This is a genomic window from Aquabacterium lacunae (genome assembly GCF_004310865.1).
GTDB classification, from domain to species: Bacteria; Pseudomonadota; Gammaproteobacteria; order Burkholderiales; family Burkholderiaceae_C; genus Aquabacterium; species Aquabacterium lacunae.
The window spans coordinates 53841-78739 of sequence record NZ_SIXI01000002.1; the positions used below are offsets into that span (position 1 = coordinate 53841).

Sequence of the window (24899 nt, forward strand, 5' to 3'; positions counted from 1 at the left end):
GCATCTCGTGCGGGTCTTCTTTCCTTCATCACTCAGGGCTAATCTCGCCGGGCAACTTGGATGGAGGTGCCCCATGAAGCCCGTGCTTCGCAACGGCCTGATGGCCATCGTGGGCCTGAGCGCTCTCGCCTTCGGGGCCTTGCCCCACTTCAGCTCTCGCGCGGTGGACGAACATCTGCGCCAACTGGCCAGCACCCCTGACCCCAAGAGTGATGTGCTGCTGCGCAACCTGCAGCACACGGCGGGGTACCTGTCTTCAACAGGATCGGTCGATGTGGTGGTGCGTGACCGATGCCACACCGGCGACGGTGACGCCGACACCGTCTGGCGGCTTGACTACGAGGCCAGCCACCTCCCGAGCTTCACGGCCTCTAACCGCTTCCACTGGTCGCTCAAACCACAGGGGGAAGGCGCAGAGGTGTTCAAGCGGGTGTTCGGCAGCGACAACCCCTTGCAAGGCGACGGTCAGGTTCGTTGGACTGGCGCGATCCATTCCGACCTGAGCTTGCCTGCCATGTCGTATGCCGCAGGCGGCGAACGCCTGGAAGGCTCTCCCTCCAAAGGCAAGGTATCCTGGCACCACAAGGCGCTGCAGTTCCAGTGGCAGCTCGATGACGTCACCCTGCGTGGTACCGGCCACGCCGTGCAGGTCAAGGGCCTGGGGATCGATCTCGACCTGCAGCACTGGCAGCGCGGCATCGGCAGCATGGGCCTGAAAGTGCAGGAGATCAGCAGCCAGACGGCCACGGCCACAGGCCTGGAATTCCGCTCCATCACACTAGAAAAGAACGACCGCCTCGACTCCACGCTCACCCAGCGCCTGAGCCGTGTGCAATGGGCCGGACAGGAGCTCAAGGACATGGTGCTGGAGGCTTCGGTGCAAGGCCTGCACGCGGCCAGCGTGGAAACGCTCACCACGGTGATGGGCTCGTCATGCGGTGTCCAGGCCCTGACCCGCGAGGAAAGCCAGAAGGTGCGCCAGGCCGTGCAGACCCTGCTGGCCAGCGGCATGAAGGCGGGCATCACCCGGCTGAGTGGTCTGGGCACGCAAGGCGGCCTGGAGGGCGACTTCCAGCTGCAACTGGCTGCCGCCGCCCCCGGGCAGGCCCTCAGCACCGCACGGCTGCTGAACGCACAGGGCAAGCTGCTGCTCAAGGGTGAGCTGCTCAACGCCGACCAGCGGCAGTTCGTGCTGGCCTCGCAGATGGCGCGCGAAACCCCTGACGGCCTGCAAGCCACCCTCAAGTTCGAAAAGGGCATGCTGCAGGTCAATGGTCGCCCGCTGGATGCCGCCCCGGTGGTGGCCGCACTGGGCCGCTTCGACGAGGTGGTGATGGCCTTCCTGAATGACGAAGCGCCGATCACACAGGCGCAGGCCGAGACCGATGCGCAAGAAGCCGAAGAGGCTGCACCTGCCGAAAACGATGAAGCCATGGCACAAGCGCCCGCCGAGCCGGAGGCACCCGCACAGGCGCCCATGAGCCCACCGCCTGGCGCCCAGCCACCATTGGCTGTGGCACCCGCACAGGCGCCAATGGCTGCTGCCCCACCCCCTGCAGACTGCAATGTGCTGAAGGACTGCATGAGCATGAGCCTGCAGGCCGCCATGAGGGAAGACCTCGACACCGTGCGCACCCTGGCCGCCAGGATGCAAGCCCTGCCGAAGCCTGCACCGGGCAACCGCGCGCAGGCGCGCAAACAGAACCAGCTGGCACTGACGGCCTTGCAAGCGGGCAACTCGACCGAAGCCGTGGCCCTGCTGCGCATGGCGGTCAAGGAAGACCCCCGCGACGTCGAGATCATGGGCAACCTGGGCTTTGCGCTGCTCAAGGCGCAACAAGCACCCGAGGCTGCACAGGTGCTCACCGAGGCCCTGCTGCTCGACCCACGGCGCACCGCCACCTGGGCACCGCTGGGTGAAGCACTGGGGGCCTCAGGGCGAGGCGCTCAGGGCGCGGCGGCCCTGTGGATCGCCTGGCAATGGTCGGGCAACCGCGAGCGCACCTTGACCGCCTTCCAGGACAAGGCCCAACGCGAGATGGCCGCCCAGCATGCGGCCATGGCCGAGATGTACCAGCGCACCGCCCAGTGGGTGAGCGCCGGGCAGCGCCCTGACTTCAAGAGCCTGCGCTGATCACCCCACCCACTTGCGCGCGTTGCGGAACATGCGCAGCCAGGGGCTGGCATCGCTCAGGTTGCCGCTGGTCCAGCTCATCTGCACGTTGCGGAACACGCGCTCCGGGTGCGGCATCATGGCCGTGAAGCGGCCATCGGCCGTGGTCACCGCGGTCAGGCCACCGGGCGAACCGTTCGGGTTGAAGGGATACACCTCGGTGGGCGCGCCGGTGTGGTCCACAAAGCGCATGGCCTGGTGCACCTGGGCTGCGTTGCCGCGCTGGCTGAAATTGGCAAAGCCTTCACCGTGCGACACAGCGATCGGCAGGCGGCTGCCGGCCATGCCGGCGAAGAACAGCGAAGGGCTGTCCAGCACCTCGACCAGGCTCAGGCGGGCCTCGAAGCGGGTGCTCTGGTTGTGCGTGAACTTGGGCCAGTCTTGCGCGCCCGGGATGATCGGGCTCAGGGCCGCAAGCATCTGGCAACCGTTGCACACGCCCAGTGCGAAGGTGTCGCTGCGGCCGAAAAAGGCCTGGAACTGCTCGGCCAGCTGCGGGTTGAACATGATCGAACGGGCCCAGCCCTCACCAGCACCCAGCGTGTCACCGTAGCTGAAACCACCACAGGCAATGAAGCCCTGGTACTGGTCTAGGCGGGTGCGGCCGGCCTGCAGGTCGCTCATGTGCACGTCGAAGGTGTCAAAGCCCCCTTGCGCCACGGCGTAGGCCATTTCCACGTGCGAGTTCACACCCTGCTCGCGCAGGATGGCCACCTTGGGGCGGGCCTTGCGCACGAAGGGCGCGGCCACGTCGTCCAGCGGGTCGAAGCTCAGGTGCACGTGCATGCCCGGGTCGTTCGGCTGGCCGATGGTGGCGTGTTCGCTGTCGGCACAGGCGGGGTTGTCGCGCAGCTGGGCAATGCGCCAGCTGACCTCGTCCCAGGTCTTGTGCAGCTGCTCCAGCGGGGCCTTGAACACGTCCTTGGCATCGCGCCACACCTGCACCTCGTGCTGGCCTGCACCGCTCAGGATGGGCTTGCCGATCACGTGGCTGTGCTTGCCCAGGCCGTGTTCGCGCAGGGTCTTGAGCACGGCGTCGCGGTCGGCCGTGCGCACCTGCAGCACCACACCCAGCTCTTCGTTGAACAGGGCCTTGAGGGTCAGCTCGTTGCGGCGCTCGCCCACCTGGCCGGCCCAGTTCTTCGAATCACCGGTGTCGGCCAGGCTGTCGGAAATGCCATCGCCTTCCGTCACCAGCATGTCCACATTGATGGCCACGCCGGTGTGGCCCGCAAAGGCCATTTCGCACACGGTGGCCCACAGGCCGCCGTCGCCCCGGTCGTGGTAGGCCAGCAGCTTGCCTTCGGCGCGCAGGGCGTTCACCGCGCTCACCGTGGCCTTGAGCATCTCGGGGTTGTCCAGATCAGGCACGTCGTTGCCGAACTGCCCCAGCACCTGGGCCAGCATCGAGCCGCCCATGCGCTTCTTGCCTTCGCCCAGGTCGATCAGCACCAGCGTGGTGTCCAGGGCCTGGCCGTTTTCGCGGGTGATCAGCTGGGGCGTGAGCGTGCCGCGCACGTCAGCGATGGAAGCAAACGAGGTCACGATCAGCGACACCGGGGCCGTGACCTGCTTCGTCTGGCCGCCATCGCTCCACTTGGTGCGCATGGACAGCGAATCCTTGCCCACCGGGATCGAGATGCCCAGGGCCGGGCACAGGTCCATGCCCACGGCCTTGACCGTGTCGTACAGGGCCGCGTCTTCGCCGGCTTCGCCGCAAGCAGCCATCCAGTTGGCCGACAGCTTCACGCGCGGCAGCTCGATGGGGGCGGCCAGCAGGTTGGTGATGGCTTCGCCCACGGCCATGCGGCCCGAAGCGGGGGCATTGACCGAGGCCAGCGGCGTGCGCTCGCCCATGGCCATGGCTTCGCCGGCAAAGCCCTTGAAGTCGGCCAGGGTCACGGCCACGTCGGCCACGGGCACCTGCCAGGGGCCGACCATCTGGTCGCGGTGGTTCAGGCCACCCACGGTGCGGTCACCGATGGTGATCAAAAAGCGCTTGCTGGCCACGGTGGGGTGACGCAGCACGTCCAGGGCCACGGTGCCCAGGTTCACGCCGGTCAGATCGACCTGGCCGCCATCCCACACCACGCGCTGGACATCGCGGTGCATCTTGGGCGGCTTGCCCAGCAGCACGTCCATGGGCATGTCCACGGCCCTGTCGGCTTCAGGGCGGGTGGTGTCTTCCAGGATCAGCTCCAGCGCTTCCGTGGCGGTACCGATCACGCCGAAGGGGCAGCGCTCGCGCTCGCACATGGCGGTGAAGGTGGCCAGGCTTTCCGGCGCAATGGCCAGCACATAGCGTTCCTGGCTTTCGTTGCACCAGATTTCTTTCGGGGCCATGCCGCTTTCTTCCAGCGGCACCTTGCTCAGGTCGAAGCGTGCGCCCTTGCCGGCGCCATCGACCAGCTCAGGAAAGGCGTTGGAGATGCCACCCGCGCCCACGTCGTGAATGGCGAGGATGGGGTTGTTCGCGCCCAGACCCCAGCAGTGGTTGATCACCTCTTGGGCACGGCGCTCGATTTCAGGGTTGCCACGTTGCACCGAGTCAAAATCAAGCGCAGCCGAGTTGGTACCCGCCGCCATCGACGACGCGGCCGCGCCGGCCATGCCGATGCGCATGCCCGGGCCGCCCAGCTGGATCAGCAGCGTGCCGGCACCGAACACGATCTTCTTGGTCTGTTCGCTGCTGATGGTGCCGATGCCACCGGCGATCATGATGGGCTTGTGGTAACCACGGCGGATGCCGGCTTCGCCCTCGCCCACGGTCTGCTCGAACACGCGGAAGTAGCCGCCCAGGTTGGCACGACCGAATTCGTTGTTGAAGGCGGCACCGCCCAACGGGCCTTCGATCATGATCTGCAGCGGGCTGGCGATGTGCTCGGGCTTGCCCACCGGGTTCTGCTCCCAGGGTTCGCTGGTGCCGGGCAGGTTCAGGTTCGACACCGAAAAGCCCGTCAGACCCGACTTGGGGCGCGAACCGCGGCCGGTGGCGCCTTCGTCGCGAATCTCGCCGCCCGCGCCGGTCGATGCGCCCGGGAAGGGCGAAATGGCCGTGGGGTGGTTGTGCGTTTCCACCTTCATCAGCACATGGGCCAGCTCTTCGCGGGCCTTGTACTGCGGGGCGTTGGTGTAGCCCTCGGGCATCCAGCGCTCGATGGCATGGCCCTCCATCACCGAGGCGTTGTCCGAGTAGGCCACCACCGTGTGCTGCGGGCTGATCTTTTCGGTGTTGCGGATCATGCCGAACATCGACAGGTCTTGCGCCTGGCCGTCGATGGTGAACTTCGCGTTGAAGATCTTGTGGCGGCAGTGTTCGCTGTTGGCCTGCGCGAACATGGTCAGCTCCACGTCGGTGGGGTTGCGCTTCAGGCCGGTGAAGGCGTTGACCAGGTAGTCGATCTCGTCGTCCGACAGCGCCAGGCCGAAGGTGACGTTGGCTTCTTCCAGCGCCTTGCGGCCATGGCCCAGCACGTCCACATGGGCCAGGGGAGCGCCTTGCTTGTCGTCGAACAGGCGCGCGGCATCTTCGCGCGCCAGCAGCACGCTTTCGGTCATGCGGTCGTGCAGCACGGCGGCCAGGGCCGACAGTTCATCAGCGCTCAAGGGCTTGGCGCCACCGGCCAGGCCGCCGGTCAGCGTGCCCAGCAGGCCGGGCTTCACCGCAATGCGGAACTCGGTCACGCGCTCGACCCGGCGAATGCCCAGGCCGCAGTTGTGCGCGATGTCGGTGGCCTTCGAGGCCCAGGGCGACACGGTGCCCAGGCGCGGGGCCACCACAATCAGGTCGCCCTCGGTGGCGCCGTCATAGGCATCACCGTAAGTGAGCAGAGCGCCCAGCTTGTCGAGTTCGGCCGCCGGCAGGGCCTGATCGACCGCCACCCAGTGCACAAACCGGGCGTGCACGGCGGTGACTTTGGGGTTGATGGCTTGGAGCTTGGGCAGCAGGGCCTGAACTTGGTGGGGCGCCAGGGCGTTGCCGCCCTCGAAGTGCATCAGCTGGGTCATCGCGGTGGGGTCGGTTGCGTCAGGCAGGGCCTGAAAATGAGACCGCCCTGCCGAAGCAGGGCGTGATCGAAACTTTGGGGATTTTACCAAGGGCTGGCAGGCGAATCCGGGATAATCCTGCACCCATGAGCATCACCATCAAAACCGGCGCCGACATCGACGCCATGCGCGTCGCCGGTCGCCTCGCTTCCGAGGTGCTGGACTACCTCACCCCCTTCGTCAAGCCCGGCGTCACCACCGAGGCCCTGGACAAGCTCGCCCATGACTACATGGTCAACGAGCAAGGCACCATCCCCGCCCCGCTGAACTATGCCCCAGGCGGCCATGCGCCCTACCCCAAGTCGATCTGCACCTCGATCAACCACCAGGTGTGCCACGGCATCCCGAATGATCGCGCCCTGAAAGACGGCGACATCGTCAACATCGACATCACCGTCATCAAAGACGGCTGGCATGGCGACACCAGCCGCATGTTCGTGGTGGGCAATGGCTCGATCGCGGCCAAGCGCCTGTGCAGCCTCACCTACGAAGCCATGTGGAAGGGCATTGCCAAGGTCAGGCCCGGCGCACGCCTGGGCGACATTGGCCACACCATCCAGACCTTTGCCGAAAACCAGGGCTTCTCCATCGTGCGCGAGTTCTGCGGCCACGGCATCGGCCAGAAGTTCCATGAAGAGCCGCAAGTGCTGCACTACGGTCGCCCCGGCACCCTGGAAGAGCTGAAAACCGGCATGGTCTTCACCATCGAGCCCATGATCAATGCGGGCAAGCGCGACATCAAATCCCTGGGCGACGGCTGGACCATCGTCACCAAAGACCGCTCGCTGTCGGCCCAGTGGGAGCACACCATCCTGGTCACCGAAACCGGCTACGAAGTGCTGACCCTGTCGGCTGGCAGCCCGCCACCACCGGACTTCATCACCGCCACGCGCACCTGAGCACCGCCTGACCCGCCAGGGGCCGCCCTCGAAGTGCGCTGCCCCTGACGATCACCCCGCCGCACGCTCCCAGGGCGTGCCCAACACCCTGCTGTACCCATGCCCCTGGACATCGCCGCCCTGCGCACCGACTTCAAGGCTGCCAAAGCCGAACTGGTGAAACAGTTCGCCGACGCACGCCCCACCACCGCCTCGGCCAAACGGCTGCTGGTGCAGATGGCGCGCCTGGTCGACCGCACGCTGGGCCAGATCTGGGAAGCCAACGGCCTGCCCAAGGGTGCGGCCCTGGTGGCCGTGGGCGGCTACGGGCGCGGCGAGCTGTTCCCCCATTCCGATGTGGACGTGCTGATCCTGCTGCCGGTGTCGCCCTCGGTGCTGGGCGATGAATCGCTGGCTCCAGCGCTGGAAGGCTTCATCAGCAATTGCTGGGACGTGGGCCTGGAGATCGGCTCGTCGGTGCGCACCGTGCAAGAGTGCGTGGAAGAAGCCGAACGCGACGTGACCGTGCAGACGTCGCTGCTGGAAGCTCGCCACCTGCATGGCTCGAAGGTGCGTTTCAACGAAATGACCAAGGCCACGCGCGCCGCCATGGACGTGCCGGCCTTCGTGCGCGCCAAGACGCTGGAAATGCGCCAGCGCCACACCAAATACGAAGACACGCCCTACTCCCTGGAGCCCAACTGCAAGGAAAGCCCTGGCGGCCTGCGTGACCTGCAGGTCGTGATCTGGCTGGCCCGTGCGGCCGGCCTGGGCCGCAACTGGCAGGAGATGGCCCAGAAGGGCCTGCTCACGCCGTTTGAGGCCAAGCAACTGGCGGTCAATGAAGGGCAGCTCAAGCTGATCCGCGCGCGCCTGCACCAGATCGCCGGGCGGCGCGAAGACCGCCTGGTGTTCGACCTGCAAAACAGCGTGGCCGAAACCTTCGGCTACCGCAACACCAAGGCCCAGCGCGCCAGCGAAGCGCTCATGAAGCGCTACTACTGGGCGGCCAAGGCGGTCACCCAGCTCAACCAGATCCTGATGCTCAACATCGAGGAGCGCATCAACGGCAGCCAGGACGCCCCGATGCGTCGCATCGACGAGCAGTTCTTCGACCGCGGTGGCCTGCTGGAAGTGGCCAGCGACGACATCTACGAAAAAGACCAGACCGCCATCCTGCGCACCTTCCTGACCCTGCAGAGGGAAGACACCATCAAGGGCCTGTCGGCCCGCACCCTGCGCGCGCTGTACAACGCCCGTGGCCTGATGGACGGCGAGTTCCGCCGAGACCCGGTCAACCGCGCCACTTTCATCGAGATCCTCAAGGAACACCACGGCCAGACCCGCCTGTTCCGGCTCATGAACCAGACCAGCGTGCTGGGCCGCTACCTGTGGGTGTTCCGGCGCATCGTGGGCCAGATGCAGCACGACCTGTTCCACGTGTACACGGTTGACCAGCACATACTGATGGTGGTGCGCAATGTGCGCCGCTTCTTCATTCCCGAGCACGCGCACGAGTACCCCTACTGCACGCAACTGGCCGCCGAATGGGACAAGCCGTGGCTGCTCTACATCGCCGCCCTCTTCCATGACGTGGCCAAGGGCCGCGGGGGTGACCACTCGGAGCTGGGCGTGGTGGAAGTGCGCCGGTTCTGCCGCGACCATGGCATCGACCCTGAAGACAGCAAGCTGGTCGAGTTCCTGGTGGGCGAGCACCTGACCATGTCGCGCGTGGCCCAGAAGGAAGACCTGTCCGACCCGGACGTGATCCAGGCCTTCGCCCAGCGCATGGGCACCGAGCGGCGCCTGACGGCCCTGTACCTGCTGACGGTGGCCGACATCCGCGGCACCAGCCCCAAGGTGTGGAACGCCTGGAAGGGCAAGCTGCTGGAAGACCTCTACAAGCTCACCTTGCGCGCATTGGGTGGCGCCCGCCCCCACATGGATGCCGAGATCGAAGCTCGCAAGCAGCAGGCGCTGAAATCGCTGGCCCTGCGCTCGGCCCGCCCCGGCATGGAAGACGAGCTCTGGAAGACGCTCGACATGAGCTACTTCGCTCGGCATGACGCCTCGGACATCGCCTGGCACACGCGCTCTCTCTCGCGCCTGGTGCGCACCGAGCAGCCCATTGTGAAGGCCCGCCTGTCGTCGGTGGGCGAAGGCCTGCAGGTGCTCGTGTACACCCCCGACCGCGCCGATGTGTTCGCGCGCATTTGCGGCTACTTCGAGCGAACGGGCTACAACATCCTGGACGCCCGGGTGCACACCACGAAGATCGGCTATGCACTCGACACCTTCCAGGTGATCGCCGGGCCCAACGCCCGCCACGATGGCATCCACTACCGCGAGCTGATCAGCCTGGTCGAAAGCCAGCTGGTCGAGGCTTTGGCCACCGACAAGCCCCTGCATGAGCCCACACGGGGCCGACTGTCGCGCCGCGTGAAATCCTTCCCCATCCAGCCGCGCCTGAGCTTGCGCCCTGACGAGCGTGGCCAGCGCTTCCTGCTGTCGATCTCGGCCAGTGACCGCTCGGGCCTGCTGTACGCCATCGCACGCGTGCTGGCGCAGCACCGTGTGAACGTGCAATTGGCCAAGATCGACACCCTGGGTGAACGGGTGGAAGACACCTTCCTGATCGACGGCCCCATGCTGCGCCAGGACAAGGCGCAGCTGGCGCTGGAGACCGAGCTGCTGGAAGTGCTGTCGCCTCAGTGACGGTGCTCGTCAGGCTGGCTCTTTGGGGTCGAGCAGCAATTCGAGCTGGGTGATCTGATCACGCAGCATCAGGCGGCGCTTTTTCAGACGACGCAGGGCGAGTTCGTCCACCGGTTGCTGGTGGCCAGCACGGTCGATCAGGTTGTCGAGGTCGGCGTGCTCCATGCGGAGCTCGATCAGGCGGCGGTGGGGTGAATGCAGGTTCTCTTGCATGGTGGCAAAGGAGGGAACACCCGAGGGTCGCGCCACACTGATTTACAGGGGAAGCAACGCGCAAGCGCACTGGCCAGTCTTTTCGCGATTATAGTTTTCCCATGATCAGACAGCCATCCGGCCATCGCCTTGTGGCAGCCACCGGCCTGCACAAAGGCGACCGGAACTACCAGCAAGACCAGGTGGAAATCCTTCCCCACCCTCGCACGCAAGGTTGTGTGCTGGGCGTGGTGGCCGACGGCATGGGTGGCAAGAGCGGGGGCCGCAAGGCGGCCGACCAGGTCATCATGACCGCGCGTCAGATGTTCGACCGCTACGCACCCGAACAGGACGACCCCACCCTGGCCTTGCGGCAGCTGGTGCAGGAAGCCCACCTGATGATCAAGCTCACGGCCATCGCCTTCGAAGAAGAGCCGCACAGCACCGTGGCCGCCTTCATCGTGCACCCTGACCGCTCGGCCGCCATCGTGCACGCCGGCGATTCACGTGTGTACCACTTCCACCAGTCGGAAATGGTGCACCGCACGCTCGACCACTCCTTCGTGCAACGACTGATCAACGAAGGCCAGATCACCGAAGAAGAGGCCAACAACCATCCGCAGTCGAACCTGCTGATCGGCTGCCTGGGCACCCAGCAAGACCCGCCGCAAGCCGTGCACCTGATCGACCGACTCGACATCGGCGACACCCTGCTGGCCTGCAGCGACGGCGTGTGGCATTACTTCACCCCCCGCGAGATCGGGGCGGTGCTGGCCTCCCTGCCGCCGCGCGAAGCCTGTGAAATGCTGATCAGCAAGGCCCGTCACCGTGCACGCGGCAGCGGCGACAATCTCAGCATTGCGCTGGTGCGGGTCGAACCCGCCGCCTGACACCCAGCCTCAGGTGATCGAGGTGTCGACCACGCGTCGCTCTTCGCTCAGGTATTCCTTCGACTGCATCTCGTTCAGGCGCGAGACCGTGCGCGGGAATTCGTGCGAGAACGGGCCCTCGGTGTACAGCTGCTCGGGCGGCACTTCGGCCGAGATCACCAGCTTGCACTTGCGGTCGTACAGCACATCGACCAGCCAGGTGAAACGGCGCGCCTCCGAGGCCAACCTCACCGGCATGTGCGGCACATCGCTCAGCATCACGGTGTGAAAGCGCGAGGCCAGCTCCAGGTAATCGTTCTGCGAGCGCGGGCCACCACACAGGGTGTTGAAATCGAACCAGACCACGCCACCGGCCTTGCGACGGGCCTTGAGCACCCGGTGCTCGATGTTCAGCGCCGGGTCTTCGTCGGCGGTCTCGGCCAGCTGCGAGAACATCCGGTGCATCTCGGCCTCGTTGGCCTCATTGAGCGGCTGCAGGTACAGGTTGGCGTTTTCCAGCGCGCGGCGGCGGTAATCGTTGCCGGCATCCACGTTCACCACCTGCAGCTGCTGCTTGAGCAGCTCGATGGCCGGCAGGATGCGGTCACGGTGCAGCCCGTTGGGGTACAGGCCATCGGGGTGGAAGTTCGAGGTCGTGACGATGCTCATGCGGTTGCGGAACATGGCGTCCAGCAACTTGTACAGGATCATGGCGTCGGTCACATCGGCCACGTGGAATTCGTCGAAGCAGATCAGGCGGTGCTTGCGCGACATGCGCTTGGCCAGCACCTCCAGCGGGTCTTGCTGCCCCTTGAGCTCGTGCAGCTGGCGGTGCACTTCGCGCATGAACTCGTGGAAGTGCAGGCGGGTCTTGCGCTCCAGCGGCACCGCGTTGAAGAAGCAGTCCATGATGAAGCTCTTGCCCCGCCCCACCCCGCCGTACATGTAAACGCCCTTGGGCAGCTCGGGGTAGCGCAGCATCTTGGTCAGCGCATTGCTGCGCTTGGCCTTGTAGCCGGCCCATTCGTCCTGACAGCGTTGCAAGGCGGCGATGCCGGCCAGCTGGGCCTCGTCGGCCTTGTAGCCACGTTCGGCCAGGCTTTGCTGGTACAGCTGGGAAACAGACACGGTTTGCGCAGACATGGCGTGCAAAAAATTCAAGGCGTGAAAAAGGGCAGCCACGCTGCCCTTGGGGACTCAGTGCTGCACCGACATCAGAAGTTTAAGGTGCGCTTGTCCACGGCGAGCGCCGCTTCCTTGGTCGACTCACTCAAACTGGGGTGCGCATGGCAGATGCGCGCGATGTCTTCGGCGCTGGCCTTGAAGGCCATGGCCACGCAGGCTTCGGCGATCAGCTCGCTGGCAAACGGCCCGATGATGTGCACACCCAGGATCTCGTCGGTGGCCGCGTCGGCCAGGAACTTCACGAAGCCGGTGGTATCCCCCAGGGCGCGGGCGCGCCCGTTGGCCAGAAATGGGAAGGAACCGGCTTTGTAAGCCCGTCCTTCCGCCTTCAGGGCCTGTTCGGTTTTGCCGACCCAGGCGATTTCCGGGCTGGTGTAGATCACCCACGGAACCAGGTTGAAGTCGACGTGCCCGTGCTGACCGGCAATGCGCTCGGCCACGGCCACACCTTCTTCTTCAGCCTTGTGGGCCAGCATGGGGCCGCGCACCACGTCGCCCACCGCCCACACATTGGGCAGGTTGGTCTTGCAGTCGTCGTCCACCACGATGGCACCGCGTTCGTCCAGCTTCAGGCCCACGGCCTCGGCGTTCAGGCCGTTGGTGTTGGGCACGCGGCCGATGGACACGATCAGCTTGTCCACTTCCAGCTTCTGCGCCTCACCCTTGGCGTCGGTGTAGTTCACCGTCACGCCCTTCTTGGCCTTCTTGATCTCGCCGATCTTCACGCCCAGCTGCAGCTTGATGCCTTGCTTGACGAAGATCTTCTGCGCTTCCTTGGCCACCTGCTCGTCCACGGCCGCCAGGAAGGTGGGCATGGCTTCCAGCACGGTCACTTCGGCGCCCAGGCGGCGCCAGACCGAGCCCATTTCCAGGCCGATCACGCCCGAGCCGATCACGCCCAGCTTGGCCGGGGTTTCGGTCACGGCCAGCGCGCCTTCGTTCGACAGGATCTGCTTCTCGTCGAATTCGGCACCGGGCAGCTGGCGGGCGTTCGAGCCTGTGGCCAGCACCACGTGCTTGCCTTGCAGGGTCTCGGGCTTGTCACCGGCCACGGCGATCTCGTACAGGCCACCGTCGGCCTTGACGAAGGAGCCACGGCCATGGAAGAAGCTGACCTTGTTCTTCTTGAACAGGTACAGGATGCCGTCGTTGTTCTGCTTCACGACCGCGTCCTTGCGGGCGATCATCTTGGCCACGTCCATCTTCAGGCCGTCCACGGTGATGCCGTGGTCAGCGAAGTGGTGAGCGGCCTGCTCGTAGTGTTCGGACGATTGCAGCAGCGCCTTCGAAGGGATGCAGCCCACGTTGGTGCAGGTGCCGCCGGGGGCAGCGCCGCCCTTGGCGTTCTTCCATTCGTCGATGCAGGCCACCTTGAAGCCCAGCTGGGCCGCGCGGATGGCAGCGATGTAGCCGCCGGGGCCGCCACCGATCACGATGACGTCGAATTGTTGGGACATGGTCGTCTCCTGGTGTGTCGCGTGTGCACGCCTGCAGGCCACGCAGCCGGCATTTGCAGACGCCAGGCGAGCCCTCGTGAGGCCCGCCCGGCCGCAAAAACGGTGCAGGGGTCAGGCAATGCCTGGGTGGTGGATCAGATGTCGAACAGCAGGCGGGCCGGATCTTCCAGCGCTTCCTTCATGGCGACCAGGCCCAGCACGGCTTCGCGGCCGTCGATGATGCGGTGGTCGTACGACATGGCCAGGTAGTTGATCGGACGGATCACGATCTGGCCGTTCTCCACCACGGGGCGATCCTTGGTGGCGTGCACGCCCAGGATGGCCGATTGGGGCGGGTTGATGATGGGGGTGGACAGCATCGAGCCGAACACGCCGCCGTTGGAGATCGAGAAGGTGCCACCGGTCATCTCTTCGATGCCCAGCTTGCCGTCACGGGCCTTCACGCCGAATTCGGCGATCTTCTTTTCGATCTCGGCGAAGGTCATCTGGTCGACATTGCGCAGCACCGGCACCACCAGGCCACGGGGCGAGCCCACGGCCACGCCGATGTCGAAGTAGCCGTGGTAAACGATGTCGTTGCCGTCGACCGAGGCGTTCAGCACCGGGTACTTCTTGAGGGCGTGCACGGCCGCCTTCACGAAGAAGCTCATGAAGCCCAGCTTGACGCCGTGTTCCTTTTCGAACTTTTCCTGGAACTTCTTGCGCATTTCCATCACCGGGGCCATGTTCACTTCATTGAACGTGGTCAGGATGGCGTTGGTGGCTTGCGACTGCAGCAGGCGCTCGGCCACACGGGCACGCAGGCGGCTCATGGGCACGCGCTGCTCGGGGCGATCGCCCAGGCTGTTCGGACCGGTGGGAGCCTGCACGGCGGGCAACGAGCTGGTAGGCACGCCGGTGGGGATGGCAGGGGTGGCGGGCGCAGCAGCAGCCGGCTTGGCACCACCGGCCACGGCGGCCAGCACATCACCCTTGGTCACACGGCCGTCTTTGCCGGAACCAGCCACTTGCGAAGCGCTCAGGCCGTTGTCGGCCAGCAGCTTGGCGGCGGCCGGCATGGCCACGTCGCCCTTGCTGCCACCGGTGGCGGCGGCCACAGGAGCTGCAGCCGGCGCAGCAGCCGGAGCAGGTGCAGCAGCCGGAGCGGCTGCGGGTGCAGCGCCAGCCTTGCCTTCTGTGTCGATCTGGGCGATCAGCTGGTCGGACACCACGGTGCCGCCATTGCCGACCACGTGGGCAGCCAGTACGCCAGCGGCGGGCGCCGGCACTTCCAGCACGACCTTGTCGGTCTCGATCTCGATCAGGATTTCATCGGCCGCGACGGCTTCGCCTGGCTGCTTCTTCCATTGCAGCAGGGTGGCCTCGGCCACGGACTCGGACAGTTGGGGAACCTTGACTTCAACGATTGCCATGATGTGTATCTCCATTGCACCGAGGCGTTCTCACCTGCAGCGCCCTGCCCTTGTCGGTGGGCAGGCGCGCCAGGGACGCCGCGGCGTCAGAACCTTTACTTGGTGAGAACGAAGCCCTTGAGCTTGGCGAAGGCCTGGTCCAGCAGGGCTTTCTGCTGTTCCTGGTGCAGGTGGGCATAACCCACAGCCGGCGATGCCGAGGCCGGACGGCCTGCATAACCGAGCTTCTGCCCTTCGGCCATGTTCTCGTGGATGTAGTGCTGGACGAAGAACCAGGCGCCCTGGTTCTGGGGCTCGTCCTGGCACCACACCAGTTCGGTGGCGTTGGGATACTTCTTCATTTCCGCAGCGAACGCCTTGTGCGGGAAGGGGTACAGCTGTTCGACGCGGAGGATGGCCACGTCGTCCGACTTCTTCTCGGCGCGCTTCTTGACCAGGTCGTAGTACACCTTGCCAGAGCAGCAGATGATGCGCTTGACCTTGGCGGCGTTGATGGTCTCGTCGAGCTCGCCGATCACGGTGCGGAATTCACCGCGGGTGAACTCGGACAGCGGCGAGGTGGCGTCCTTGTTGCGCAGCAGCGATTTGGGCGTGAACAGCACCAAGGGCTTGCGGAACATGCGCACCATCTGGCGACGCAGCACATGGAAGATCTGGCTGGCCGTGGTCGGCTGCACGATCTGCATGTTGTTGTCAGCGGCCAGCTGCATGAAGCGCTCCAGGCGGGCCGAGCTGTGCTCGGGGCCCTGGCCTTCGTAGCCGTGCGGCAGCATCAGGGTCAGGCCGTTGGAGCGACCCCACTTCACTTCACCCGAGGCGATGAACTGGTCGATCACCACCTGGGCGCCGTTGACGAAGTCGCCGAACTGGGCTTCCCAGATCACCAGGCTGTTGGGGTCAGAGCCGGCGTAGCCGTACTCGAAGCCCAGCACAGCCTCTTCCGACAGGATCGAGTCGATCACCACGAAAGGGGCCTGGTTCTCGCCGATGTGCTGCAGGGGCACGTAGGTGCCTTCGTCGAACTTTTCACGGTTCTGGTCGTGCAGCACGGCGTGGCGGTGAGTGAAGGTGCCACGGCCGCAGTCTTCGCCCGACAGGCGCACCGGGTAGCCCGAGGCCACCAGCGAGGCAAAAGCCATGTGCTCGCCCATGCCCCAGTCGACGTTGATGTCGCCACGGCCCATGGCCGCGCGGTCGTCGATCACCTTCTGCACCAGCGGGTGCAGCTTGAAGTTGCCGGGGATGGTCGTGATGCGTTCGGCCAGGCGGCGGAACTCGGCCAGCGGCAGCGCGGTGTCGGCGCTGTCGGTCCACTTCTTGTTCAGGTACGGGGTCCAGTCGACGGCGTACTTGCTCTTGAAGTTGGTCAGCACGGGGTCCACGGTGTGCTTGCCGGCTTCCATGGCCGCACGGTACTCCTTGACCATGTTGTCAGGGCCGTCAGCAGGCATGGTGCCGCCGGCGACCAGGCGGTCACCATACACCTTGCGGGTGCCCGGGTGCTGGCCGATCTTCTTGTACATCAGCGGCTGGGTCATGGCAGGGGTGTCCTGCTCGTTGTGGCCCAGCTTGCGGAAGCACACGATGTCGACCACGACATCCTTGTTGAACTGCTGACGGTAGTCCAGCGCCAGCTGGGTGCACAGCACCACGGCCTCGGGGTCGTCGCCGTTCACGTGCAGCACCGGGGCTTCGATCATCTTGACCACGTCCGAGCAATACAGCGTCGAGCGGGTGTCGCGCGGGTCGGAGGTGGTGAAACCGATCTGGTTGTTGATGACGATGTGCACCGTGCCGCCCGTGTAGTAACCACGGGTCTGGGCCAGGGCCAGCGTTTCCATCACGACACCCTGACCGGCGAAGGCCGCGTCACCATGCACCTGCACGGGCAGCACCTGCGTGCCCTTGGGGTCGCCACGGCGGTCCATGCGGGCCTTGACCGAACCTTCGACCACCGGATTCACGATTTCCAGGTGGGAAGGGTTGAAAGAGAGTGACAGGTGAACCGGGCCGCCAGGGGTACTGACGTCCGACGAGAAGCCTTGGTGGTACTTCACGTCACCTGCCGGCAGGTTTTCGGGCGCGGTGTGCTCGAATTCCTGGAAAAGCTCCTTGGGCTCTTTGCCCAAGGTGTTGACCAGCACGTTCAGACGGCCGCGGTGGGCCATGCCGATCACGATTTCCTGCACGCCCTTTTCACCGGCGCGCTGGATCAGTTCGTCCATCGAGGCGATGAAGCTTTCGCCGCCTTCCAGAGAGAAGCGCTTCTGGCCCACGTACTTGGTGTGCAGGAAGCGCTCCAGGCCCTCGGCTGCCGTCAGGCGGTCCAGGATGGCCTTCTTCTTCTCGGCGCTGAAGGTGGGCTTGGAGCGGATCGACTCCAGGCGCTCTTGCCACCAGCGCTTTTCGGTGGGGTCGGTGATGTGCATGTACTCGGCGCCGATGCTGCCGCAGTACGTTTCACGCAGGGCCTGCACGATCTCGCGCAGGGTCATGTGCTCGGCCTTGGTGAAGTAGGTGTTCGTGGCACTGAACGTGATGTCCATGTCGGACTCGGTCAGGTCGTAGAACGAAGGCTCGAGCTCGGGAATCTTGGGGCGTTCCTGGCGCTTGAGGGGATCGAGATCCGCCCAGCGGGAACCGAGGAAGCGATAAGCAGCAATGAGGGATTGAACGTGCACCTGCTTGCGCGCCACATTCAGGTCAGCCGAGCTGGTCTTGACCATGAAGGCGTTGGCCTTGGCGCGCTGGGCGAACGATTCGACCACAGGCGCATGGGCCACGTCGCGGGAATCGGTGCCATCGACGGCGGGTACGTTCTGGAGGGCGTCGAAGTACGAACGCCAGTTGTCAGGCACGGAGCCTGGGTTGTCGAGGTATGCCTCGTACAACTCTTCCACATAAGGGGCATTGCCCCCGAACAGGTACGAGTTCGACCTGAACTGCTGCATCATTTCGCTCACCTCGCTCTCAGGTTTCCTGAGAAATTGGCTGGTTGAAAAACCTTCCGCGACACGGCTTGACCGATTGGCGGATTGCGACCCGCCTCAGCTTGGAACCAGTGGCTCCGGCGTTGGCGACGGGAAGGGCTTGTTTGTGTAAAACCGCCGCCACTGTACCACCCCTGACCCACGCCGGTGCGCCGTGACCGCGAAAAAACATGTGGAAACTACGCAGTCGATTGGAGCGTTGCCACCAGCGATTCGGTCAAAGAAAAAGCCGGGCACTGCCCGGCTTGATCGGTGCCCCGCAACCCGGGGCGCACAGCCCCGGCACACCGGAGGCTGTGGCGTGAACCGGCTGGATCAGCCGAAGTTCTTCTCTGCAAACTCCCAGTTCACCAGGCTGTTCAGGAAGGTTTCCACGAACTTGGGGCGGGCGTTGCGGTAGTCGATGTAGTAGGCGTGTTCCCACACGTCGATGGTCAGCAGGGCGGTGTCGCCGGTGGTCAGCGGGGTGCCGGCCGGGCCCATGTTGACGATGTCGACCGAACCGTCGGCCTTCTTGACCAGGAAGGTCCAGCCCGAACCGAAGTTGCCCACGGCCGACTTGGTGAAGGCTTCCTTGAAGGCGTCGTAGCTGCCGAACTTGGCGTTGATGGCGTCAGCCAGCTTACCCGAAGGCGCGCCGCCGCCATTGGGCTTCATGCAGCTCCAGAAGAAGGTGTGGTTCCAGATCTGGGCAGCGTTGTTGTAGACACCACCGCTGGACTTCTTGACGATCTCTTCCAGCGACAGGCTTTCGAACTCGGTGCCGGGGATCAGGTTGTTCAGGTTGGTGACGTAGGCCTGGTGGTGCTTGCCGTAGTGATATTCAAAGGTCTCCTTGCTCAGGTGAGGAGCCAGTGCGTCGGAAGCGTACGGCAGAGGGGGAAGCGTGTGTGCCATGGTGTGTCGTCCTGTGGTTGGGAAATTCAACCGGGCGATTGTAGGCACGCTGCCCACCTCCCCGGCGCTTGTCGGGCTTTCAACCCGCGGAATCTGTGGGCTTGACGGGGTGCGTGGGCGTCACCTGCTGCACCGTGGTCTGGGCCACCCCGTCGGCCAGATGCACGGCCAGGGCCTGACCAGGGTGCAACTGCGCCACGCCGGTCACGGCCAGGCCGTCTTCACCCTCCACCCAGGCGTAGCCGCGCTCCAGCGTGCGGCGCGGGTCGAGCAGGTTCAGGCGCGAAGCCTGCAGCGCCAGCGCCCGATCGGCCTGTGCCAGCCGCTGCGACAGGGCTTGCGGCAAGCGCTGTGCCGCAGTGGCGCAGTGGTGCCGCTCGGCCAGCAGGCGCTGCGGCAGCACCTGGCGCATGCGAGCCTCCAGCGCGAACACCTCCTGGCGCGCACTGTGCACCAGGCCGCCCGGGCGGCTCAGGCGCAAGGCCAGCCGGTCCAGGCGCTGCGCCTGCTGGTCCAGCCGCCGATGCAAGGCGTCGGTCAATGACATGGCCAGGTCGTCCAGCGCCTCCAGCTGGTCGGCCCGCGGCAGAGAGCACAGCTCGGCCGCCGCGGTGGGCGTGGGCGCGCGCAGGTCGGCCGCCAGGTCGGCCAGGGTGATGTCGGTTTCATGGCCCACGCCACAGATCACGGGCACGGCACTGGCCGCCACCGCGCGCACCACGCGCTCGTCGTTGAAGGCCCAGAGGTCTTCGAGCGAGCCGCCACCACGGCACAGCAGCACGGTGTCCAGGCCCAGGCCATCGGTGCCTCGCCAGGCCTGCGCCACCTGCAAGGCCTGCACGATCTGCGGCGGTGCCTCGGCGCCCTGCACGCTGCAGGGCAGCACCAGCACGTCGACATGGGGCGCACGCCGCCGCAAGGCCGTGAGCACATCGCGCAGGGCCGCAGCACCCAGCGAGGTCACCACACCCACCCGGCGCGGCCAGGGCGCAATCGGCCGCTTGCGAGAGGCATCGAACAGGCCCTCGGCCTCCAGCCGCGCCTTCAGGCGCAGGAACTGCTCGAACAGCGCGCCCTCGCCCGCACGCTGCAGGCTCTCGACCACCAGCTGCAACTCGCCCCGGGCCTCGAACACCGAGACCTTGCCTTGCACTTCGACGCGCTGGCCGTCCATCGGGCGAAAACCCACCTGCGAAAACGCCCGGCGGAACATGGCGCACCGCAAGGCGGCCTGGCCCGATTCGTCTTTGAGCGTGAAATAGGCGTGGCCGCTGGATGCCACCGTCACACCCGACAGCTCACCCTGCACCACCACGGTGCCGTAGCGTGCCGACAAAGTGTCGGCCACCGCCTGCACCAGCGCGGCCACGCCCCACACCCGCGCCCGCGGTGCGACCTCTGCAGCGCTTCCGCGCCCGCCCCCGGAACCCACGCCAGAGCGACCACGCGCCGTGTCCTCAAGCCAGCCCATGGCGCACCACCGTCTGCTGCATCTCGGGGCATGTCCACAGTTGGTGCACGATGTGACATTCTCCACACCAGCACCCCCTCAAACGCAGGGAAAACATACCAAGCTGTTGATTCATATATGTTTTTTTGTGCTTAAAAATGCAGCAACCTAAGGAAAAGCACCATTTTCCGAGGGGGAACTTCGCCACTCCAGAGGTTTCCCCCAAAGTTATCCACAGGATCCGTGGATGACTCAGCCGTCACAGGCTGATCACACCGTCTGCGCCGATCGGCCCGCACGCACCACCATGCATCGTGGTCATTGCGCATCCTGAGCTGTGAAAAAGCCCCCGATAATGGCCGCTTTGGGTTCGACTCCTCAGGAGACGTCTTTGCTGTCGATCTTACAGGCCGCTGGCTGGCCGATCATTCCCCTGGTGCTGTGCTCCATCGTGGCGCTGGCCCTGATCATCGAGCGCGCGCTGACCCTGCGCCAAACCCGTGTGGCACCACCTCGCCTGGTCGATGAAGTGCTGTCGGTCACCAAGGCCGGCCTTCCCTCGGCTGACACCTTGCAGAAACTGGCCGACAACTCGGTGCTGGGCACGGTGCTGGCTCACGGCCTGCAGGCCGCCGCCGAAAGCCGCGGCAACGAAGAGCGACTGCGCTCGGCCGTCGAAGCCGCGGGGCGTCAGGCCATCCATGGCCTGGAGAAAAACCTCAACGCCCTGGGCACCATCGCGTCGGCGGCGCCCATGCTGGGCCTGCTGGGCACTGTGGTCGGCATGATCGAGATCTTCGGGGCCACAGGCGGAGCCAATGGCTCAGGCAACCCCCAAGAGTTGGCACACGGCATTTCGGTCGCGCTGTACAACACCGCATTCGGCCTGATCGTGGCCATCCCGGCCCTGATCGCCTTCCGGCACTTCCGCGCCCGGGTCGACGCCTTCGCGCTCCAGATGGAGCAAGGGGCCGAACGCCTGGTGCAACACCTGGTGCGCCCGGCCGCTGGTCGCCGCTGAGGGGCTGCGCCCATGGCCATGAACTTCCGCCCGCGTCGCAGCGAAGAACCCGAGATCAACCTGATCCCGTTCATCGACGTGCTGCTGGTCATCCTCATCTTCCTGATGCTGACGACCACCTACTCGCGCTTCACCGAACTCAAGATCAACCTGCCCACAGCCAATGCCAACGTGGCCAAGCAGCGCCCCAAGGAACTGGTGGTGGTGGTCACGGCAGACGGTCGCTACATGGTGAATCGGCAACTGGTGCAGGGCCGCAGCGTGGAGTTGCTGGCCGCGGGCCTTCAACAGGCCTCGGGCGGCCAGAAAGACACCATCGTCATCGTGACGGCCGATGCCTCGGCCACGCACCAGAGCGTGATCAACGTGATGGACGCTGCGCGCCGCGCCGGGCTGACTCAACTGACCTTCGCCGCCCAAGGGCAGGCGGGCGGTGAAGCGGCTGCAGGCACGGCCCCCTGACGCCCGCCGCGCCACGACCGCTACCACAACCCCACGCGGCACCGCATGCCTGACCGGCGCGTTTCCCTGGAGGCCTGGCTGACCCGACAGTGGCAGCAGGTCGGCCTGTACACCGCCCTGACCTGGCCGCTCCATGCGCTGATGAAAGCGCTGGTGGCCTGGCGTCGGGTGCTGTACCGCAGGGGCGCACTGCGCGCCACGGCGCTGCCTGTGCCGGTGGTCGTGGTGGGCAACCGCATTGCGGGCGGCGCCGGCAAGACCCCGACCACGCTGGCCCTGCTGGAACATCTGAAAGCCCAGGGCTGGCACCCGGGTCTGCTGACACGAGGGCACGGTGGCACCGCCAGCCGCAGCCCCGACGCCCTGGTGCTCGACGCCAACAGCGCCCCGGGGCTGAATGCAGGCATCACCGGTGACGAGCCCTGGCTGCTTTGGCAGCGCACGGGGGTGCCGGTGGCCGTCTGCGCCCAGCGTGCACGGGGCGGCCGGGCCTTGCTGGCACGGCATCCGGAGCTGGACGTGCTGGTGTGCGACGACGGCCTGCAGCACCTGGCCCTGGCCCGCGACCTCGAAATCGTGGTGTTCGACGAGCGAGGCGCCGGCAACGGCTGCCTGCTGCCAGCCGGCCCCCTGCGTGAACCGCTGAGCAGCCCTTCAGGCGCCCGCGACGGACAGCCCCCCCTGGTGCTGTACAACGCCGAGCGCGCGACCACGGCCTTGCCAGGGCACCTGGCGCAACGCCAACTGCGCCAGCCCTTGCCCTGGGCGAGATGGCGAGAAGGCGGCACGGATGGTCACAACGCGCTCACCCTCGCCCCTTCAGACACCCACGCCGAGACCACCTGGGCCGCCGCAGGCATCGCCCAGCCCGAACGCTTTTTCCGGGCCCTGCAGGCCCTGGGCCACCGCTTCCAGCCACTGCCGCTGCCCGACCACGCCGAGCTGGAGCCCCTGCCCTGGCCACCAGAGGCTCGCCATGTCATCCTCACAGAGAAAGACGCGGTCAAGCTCAGCCCCGAGGCCCTGGCCCGTCACAGCCCGCACACGCAGGTGTGGGTCTGCCCACTAGACTTCAGTCCTGAGCCTGCCTTCTGGCAGGCCCTGGACGCCCGACTCGCGCCGCACCACCCTGGTCGCAAGCGCACCACCTGATGGATTCCGCCATGGACACCCGACTCATCGAACTGCTGGTCTGCCCAGTCTGCAAGGGCCCCCTGCAACGCAGCGACGACCGCAACAGCCTCATCTGCCACGCCGACCGACTGGCCTTTCCGATCCGCGACGGCATCCCCGTGATGCTGGAAAGCGAAGCGGTCTCACTGGATGCACCCGCCCCCGCCCAGGCCTCCTTGCCCGCCGACCTGCCCTCTGCCGACTGAGCCCGCCATGTCCTACACCGTGCTGATCCCGGCGCGGCTGGCCTCGAGCCGCCTGCCCAACAAGCCGCTGGCCGACATCGCGGGCCTGCCCATGATCGTGCGTGTGGCGCGTCAGGCCGCGCGCAGCCAGGCCCGCCGCGTGGTGGTGGCCGCCGATGACCCCAGCATCGTGGCCGCCTGCCAGGCCCATGGGGTCGAAGTGGTGCTCACGCGCACCGACCACCCCACGGGCTCTGACCGACTGGCCGAAGCCTGCGAGCAACTCGGCCTGCAGGGCGATGACCGCGTGGTCAATGTGCAGGGCGACGAACCCCTGATCGACCCGGCACTGATCGACGCCTGCGCCGAGCTGCTGGCCCGCCTGAGCGACTGCGTGATGAGCACGGCCGCCCATCCCATCCATGACCCGGCCGACTTCGCCAACCCCAATGTGGTGAAGGTGGTGCTCGATGCGGCCCAGCGGGCGCTGTACTTCTCGCGCGCGCCGATCCCGTGGTGGCGCGACGCGCCCGCCCCGGCCACACCGGCCACCCATGTCTCGCCCGCGCTGCGCCACATCGGGCTGTACGGCTACCGCGCCGGCTTCCTGCGCGAGTTCCCCCGGCTCAGCGTCAGCCCGCTGGAAGGCATCGAATCACTGGAGCAGTTGCGGGTGCTGTGGCATGGGCACCGCATCGCCGTGCACATCACCCCCGACGCGCCCGGTGCCGGGGTCGACACCCCTGCCGACCTCGAACGGGTGCGTGCACTGCTCCAAACCGTGACACCCTGACCCCGTACCCGAACGCGCACTTCCCTGGCAACATGCCGCCCTTGAACGGTGGTCTGAATCGTGCTGCACAGCCGACAGACCTGCCCCTGCGTGCGGGTGGCCATTCGTTCGTGCACCAAACGGGGGCTTGCCCCCTCTAAGGAGCGAAGTGCGCGTGATATCCTCAGAGGCTTGTGGGGAATTGCAGCGCATGGCCACCAACAACGCGCGCATTCCAGTAACCGAGGAGCTACATGAAACTGATCCTGTTGGGCGCACCCGGCGCCGGTAAGGGCACCCAAGCGGCATTCCTGTGCCAGAAGTACGGCATCCCCCAGATCTCCACTGGCGACATGCTGCGCGCGGCCATCAAGGCCGGCACCGAACTGGGCCTGGCTGCCAAGAAGGTGATGGACGCGGGCGGTCTGGTCAGCGACGACATCATCATCGGTCTGGTCAAGGACCGCATCGCCCAGCCTGACTGCGCCAACGGTTTCCTGTTCGATGGTTTCCCTCGCACCATCCCCCAGGCCGACGCCATGAAGGCCGCCGGCGTGAACCTCGACTTCGTGCTCGAGATCGACGTGCCCGATGAAGCCATCATCGAACGCATGAGCGGTCGCCGCGTGCACGTGGCCTCGGGCCGCACCTACCACGTCAAGTACAACCCGCCCAAGGTGGAAGGCAAGGACGACGCCACCGGCGAAGACCTGATCCAGCGTGACGACGACCAGGAAGACACCGTGCGCAAGCGCCTGGAGGTCTACCACAGCCAGACCAAGCCCCTGGTGAGCTACTACAGCGGCTGGGCCGCCACCGGTGACGCCAACGCCCCCCAGTACCGCAAGATCAGCGGCATGGGCAGCGTCGACGAGATCACCGCCCGCGCCACCGCGGCCCTGGCCTCCTGAGCCCTGCGGCGGCGTCCTGAGCCGCCTGCCACCGAGCAGCCCCGCACGTCGGGGCTGTTCTCATTTCTGAAGCCCTGCAACCCTTGAGGGCGCATGCGGCGTCAAGCTCT

At 66.0% G+C, this 24899-nt stretch carries 18 protein-coding genes; 10 read left to right on the forward strand and 8 right to left on the reverse strand.

Features of this window, described 5'->3' with window-relative positions; all coding sequences use genetic code 11:
• Window positions 1-73: 73 nt before the first annotated feature.
• Window positions 74-2134 carry a DUF945 family protein gene (locus EYS42_RS04050; protein ID WP_130966598.1) on the forward strand — a complete coding sequence of 687 codons (2061 nt, stop codon included), beginning with the start codon at window positions 74-76 and terminating at the stop codon, window positions 2132-2134.
• Here EYS42_RS04050 and purL read toward each other — a convergent pair whose 3' ends face one another.
• Window positions 2135-6181: a phosphoribosylformylglycinamidine synthase gene (gene purL, locus EYS42_RS04055; protein ID WP_130966599.1), complete on the reverse strand. Its 4047-nt coding sequence runs from the start codon at window positions 6179-6181 to the stop codon at window positions 2135-2137. It abuts the gene before it with no gap.
• 125 nt (window positions 6182-6306) lie between these two features.
• Between purL and map the strand changes: the two genes are divergently transcribed.
• Both map and EYS42_RS04065 read left to right on the forward strand, forming a co-directional pair.
• Window positions 6307-7119, forward strand: coding sequence for a type I methionyl aminopeptidase (gene map, locus EYS42_RS04060; RefSeq protein ID WP_130966600.1), 813 nt, complete (start codon window positions 6307-6309; stop codon window positions 7117-7119).
• Between the two features lie 99 nt (window positions 7120-7218).
• On the forward strand, window positions 7219-9813 hold the full coding sequence (locus EYS42_RS04065) for a [protein-PII] uridylyltransferase (protein WP_130966601.1): 2595 nt from the start codon (window positions 7219-7221) through the stop codon (window positions 9811-9813).
• 9 nt (window positions 9814-9822) lie between these two features.
• Here the strand turns inward: EYS42_RS04065 and EYS42_RS04070 are convergent, their stop codons facing one another.
• Window positions 9823-10026, reverse strand: coding sequence for a YdcH family protein (locus EYS42_RS04070; RefSeq protein ID WP_130966602.1), 204 nt, complete (start codon window positions 10024-10026; stop codon window positions 9823-9825).
• A gap of 101 nt (window positions 10027-10127) precedes the next feature.
• Between EYS42_RS04070 and EYS42_RS04075 the strand changes: the two genes are divergently transcribed.
• The gene (locus EYS42_RS04075) at window positions 10128-10895 is read left to right on the forward strand and encodes a PP2C family protein-serine/threonine phosphatase (RefSeq protein WP_130966603.1); all 768 of its coding nucleotides are present in this window, start codon (window positions 10128-10130) and stop codon (window positions 10893-10895) included.
• A 9-nt stretch (window positions 10896-10904) separates the two neighbouring features.
• Here EYS42_RS04075 and zapE read toward each other — a convergent pair whose 3' ends face one another.
• From zapE to xseA, 6 genes are all read right to left on the reverse strand, one after another.
• On the reverse strand, window positions 10905-12017 hold the full coding sequence (gene zapE, locus EYS42_RS04080; protein WP_130966604.1) for a cell division protein ZapE: 1113 nt from the start codon (window positions 12015-12017) through the stop codon (window positions 10905-10907).
• A gap of 71 nt (window positions 12018-12088) precedes the next feature.
• Window positions 12089-13516, reverse strand: coding sequence for a dihydrolipoyl dehydrogenase (gene lpdA, locus EYS42_RS04085; RefSeq protein WP_130966605.1), 1428 nt, complete (start codon window positions 13514-13516; stop codon window positions 12089-12091).
• A 134-nt stretch (window positions 13517-13650) separates the two neighbouring features.
• On the reverse strand, window positions 13651-14928 hold the full coding sequence (gene odhB / locus EYS42_RS04090; RefSeq protein ID WP_130966606.1) for a 2-oxoglutarate dehydrogenase complex dihydrolipoyllysine-residue succinyltransferase: 1278 nt from the start codon (window positions 14926-14928) through the stop codon (window positions 13651-13653).
• 95 nt (window positions 14929-15023) lie between these two features.
• The gene (locus EYS42_RS04095; protein ID WP_130967287.1) at window positions 15024-17882 is read right to left on the reverse strand and encodes a 2-oxoglutarate dehydrogenase E1 component; all 2859 of its coding nucleotides are present in this window, start codon (window positions 17880-17882) and stop codon (window positions 15024-15026) included.
• A 351-nt stretch (window positions 17883-18233) separates the two neighbouring features.
• Window positions 18234-18815, reverse strand: a complete 582-nt coding sequence (sodB, locus tag EYS42_RS04100) for a superoxide dismutase [Fe] (RefSeq protein ID WP_130966607.1) — start codon at window positions 18813-18815, stop codon at window positions 18234-18236.
• A gap of 79 nt (window positions 18816-18894) precedes the next feature.
• Window positions 18895-20286, reverse strand: a complete 1392-nt coding sequence (gene xseA, locus EYS42_RS04105; RefSeq protein WP_130966608.1) for an exodeoxyribonuclease VII large subunit — start codon at window positions 20284-20286, stop codon at window positions 18895-18897.
• A gap of 370 nt (window positions 20287-20656) precedes the next feature.
• On the opposite strand from xseA, the gene EYS42_RS04110 reads away from it, so the two are divergent.
• The 6 genes from EYS42_RS04110 to adk all read left to right on the forward strand — a co-directional run bounded on the left by EYS42_RS04110 (window position 20657) and on the right by adk (window position 24789).
• Entirely contained in the window at window positions 20657-21286 is a 630-nt protein-coding gene (locus tag EYS42_RS04110; RefSeq protein ID WP_130966609.1) for a MotA/TolQ/ExbB proton channel family protein, read from the forward strand.
• An 18-nt stretch (window positions 21287-21304) separates the two neighbouring features.
• The gene (locus EYS42_RS04115; protein ID WP_130967289.1) at window positions 21305-21748 is read left to right on the forward strand and encodes an ExbD/TolR family protein; all 444 of its coding nucleotides are present in this window, start codon (window positions 21305-21307) and stop codon (window positions 21746-21748) included.
• Window positions 21749-21793: 45 nt separating this feature from the next.
• Window positions 21794-22900 carry a tetraacyldisaccharide 4'-kinase gene (lpxK, locus tag EYS42_RS04120; protein ID WP_130966610.1) on the forward strand — a complete coding sequence of 369 codons (1107 nt, stop codon included), beginning with the start codon at window positions 21794-21796 and terminating at the stop codon, window positions 22898-22900.
• A gap of 11 nt (window positions 22901-22911) precedes the next feature.
• Window positions 22912-23127, forward strand: coding sequence for a Trm112 family protein (locus EYS42_RS04125; protein ID WP_130966611.1), 216 nt, complete (start codon window positions 22912-22914; stop codon window positions 23125-23127).
• A 7-nt stretch (window positions 23128-23134) separates the two neighbouring features.
• Window positions 23135-23899, forward strand: a complete 765-nt coding sequence (kdsB, locus tag EYS42_RS04130; protein ID WP_130966612.1) for a 3-deoxy-manno-octulosonate cytidylyltransferase — start codon at window positions 23135-23137, stop codon at window positions 23897-23899.
• 233 nt (window positions 23900-24132) lie between these two features.
• The gene (gene adk / locus EYS42_RS04135; RefSeq protein WP_130966613.1) at window positions 24133-24789 is read left to right on the forward strand and encodes an adenylate kinase; all 657 of its coding nucleotides are present in this window, start codon (window positions 24133-24135) and stop codon (window positions 24787-24789) included.
• Window positions 24790-24899 lie beyond the last annotated feature (110 nt).

Bases quoted from the DNA above. Each gene is read 5' to 3' on its own strand.
- EYS42_RS04095 (WP_130967287.1), bottom strand. From the start codon at position 17,882: ATGATGCAGCAGTTCAGGTCGAACTCGTACCTGTTCGGGGGCAATGCC.
- map (WP_130966600.1), top strand. From the start codon at position 6,307: ATGAGCATCACCATCAAAACCGGCGCCGACATCGACGCCATGCGCGTC.
- kdsB (WP_130966612.1), top strand. From the start codon at position 23,135: ATGTCCTACACCGTGCTGATCCCGGCGCGGCTGGCCTCGAGCCGCCTG.
- odhB (WP_130966606.1), bottom strand. From the start codon at position 14,928: ATGGCAATCGTTGAAGTCAAGGTTCCCCAACTGTCCGAGTCCGTGGCC.
- adk (WP_130966613.1), top strand. From the start codon at position 24,133: ATGAAACTGATCCTGTTGGGCGCACCCGGCGCCGGTAAGGGCACCCAA.
- purL (WP_130966599.1), bottom strand. From the start codon at position 6,181: ATGACCCAGCTGATGCACTTCGAGGGCGGCAACGCCCTGGCGCCCCAC.
- EYS42_RS04115 (WP_130967289.1), top strand. From the start codon at position 21,305: ATGAACTTCCGCCCGCGTCGCAGCGAAGAACCCGAGATCAACCTGATC.
- EYS42_RS04075 (WP_130966603.1), top strand. From the start codon at position 10,128: ATGATCAGACAGCCATCCGGCCATCGCCTTGTGGCAGCCACCGGCCTG.
- lpxK (WP_130966610.1), top strand. From the start codon at position 21,794: ATGCCTGACCGGCGCGTTTCCCTGGAGGCCTGGCTGACCCGACAGTGG.
- EYS42_RS04065 (WP_130966601.1), top strand. From the start codon at position 7,219: ATGCCCCTGGACATCGCCGCCCTGCGCACCGACTTCAAGGCTGCCAAA.
- sodB (WP_130966607.1), bottom strand. From the start codon at position 18,815: ATGGCACACACGCTTCCCCCTCTGCCGTACGCTTCCGACGCACTGGCT.
- EYS42_RS04070 (WP_130966602.1), bottom strand. From the start codon at position 10,026: ATGCAAGAGAACCTGCATTCACCCCACCGCCGCCTGATCGAGCTCCGC.
- EYS42_RS04125 (WP_130966611.1), top strand. From the start codon at position 22,912: ATGGACACCCGACTCATCGAACTGCTGGTCTGCCCAGTCTGCAAGGGC.
- lpdA (WP_130966605.1), bottom strand. From the start codon at position 13,516: ATGTCCCAACAATTCGACGTCATCGTGATCGGTGGCGGCCCCGGCGGC.
- xseA (WP_130966608.1), bottom strand. From the start codon at position 20,286: ATGGGCTGGCTTGAGGACACGGCGCGTGGTCGCTCTGGCGTGGGTTCC.
- EYS42_RS04050 (WP_130966598.1), top strand. From the start codon at position 74: ATGAAGCCCGTGCTTCGCAACGGCCTGATGGCCATCGTGGGCCTGAGC.
- zapE (WP_130966604.1), bottom strand. From the start codon at position 12,017: ATGTCTGCGCAAACCGTGTCTGTTTCCCAGCTGTACCAGCAAAGCCTG.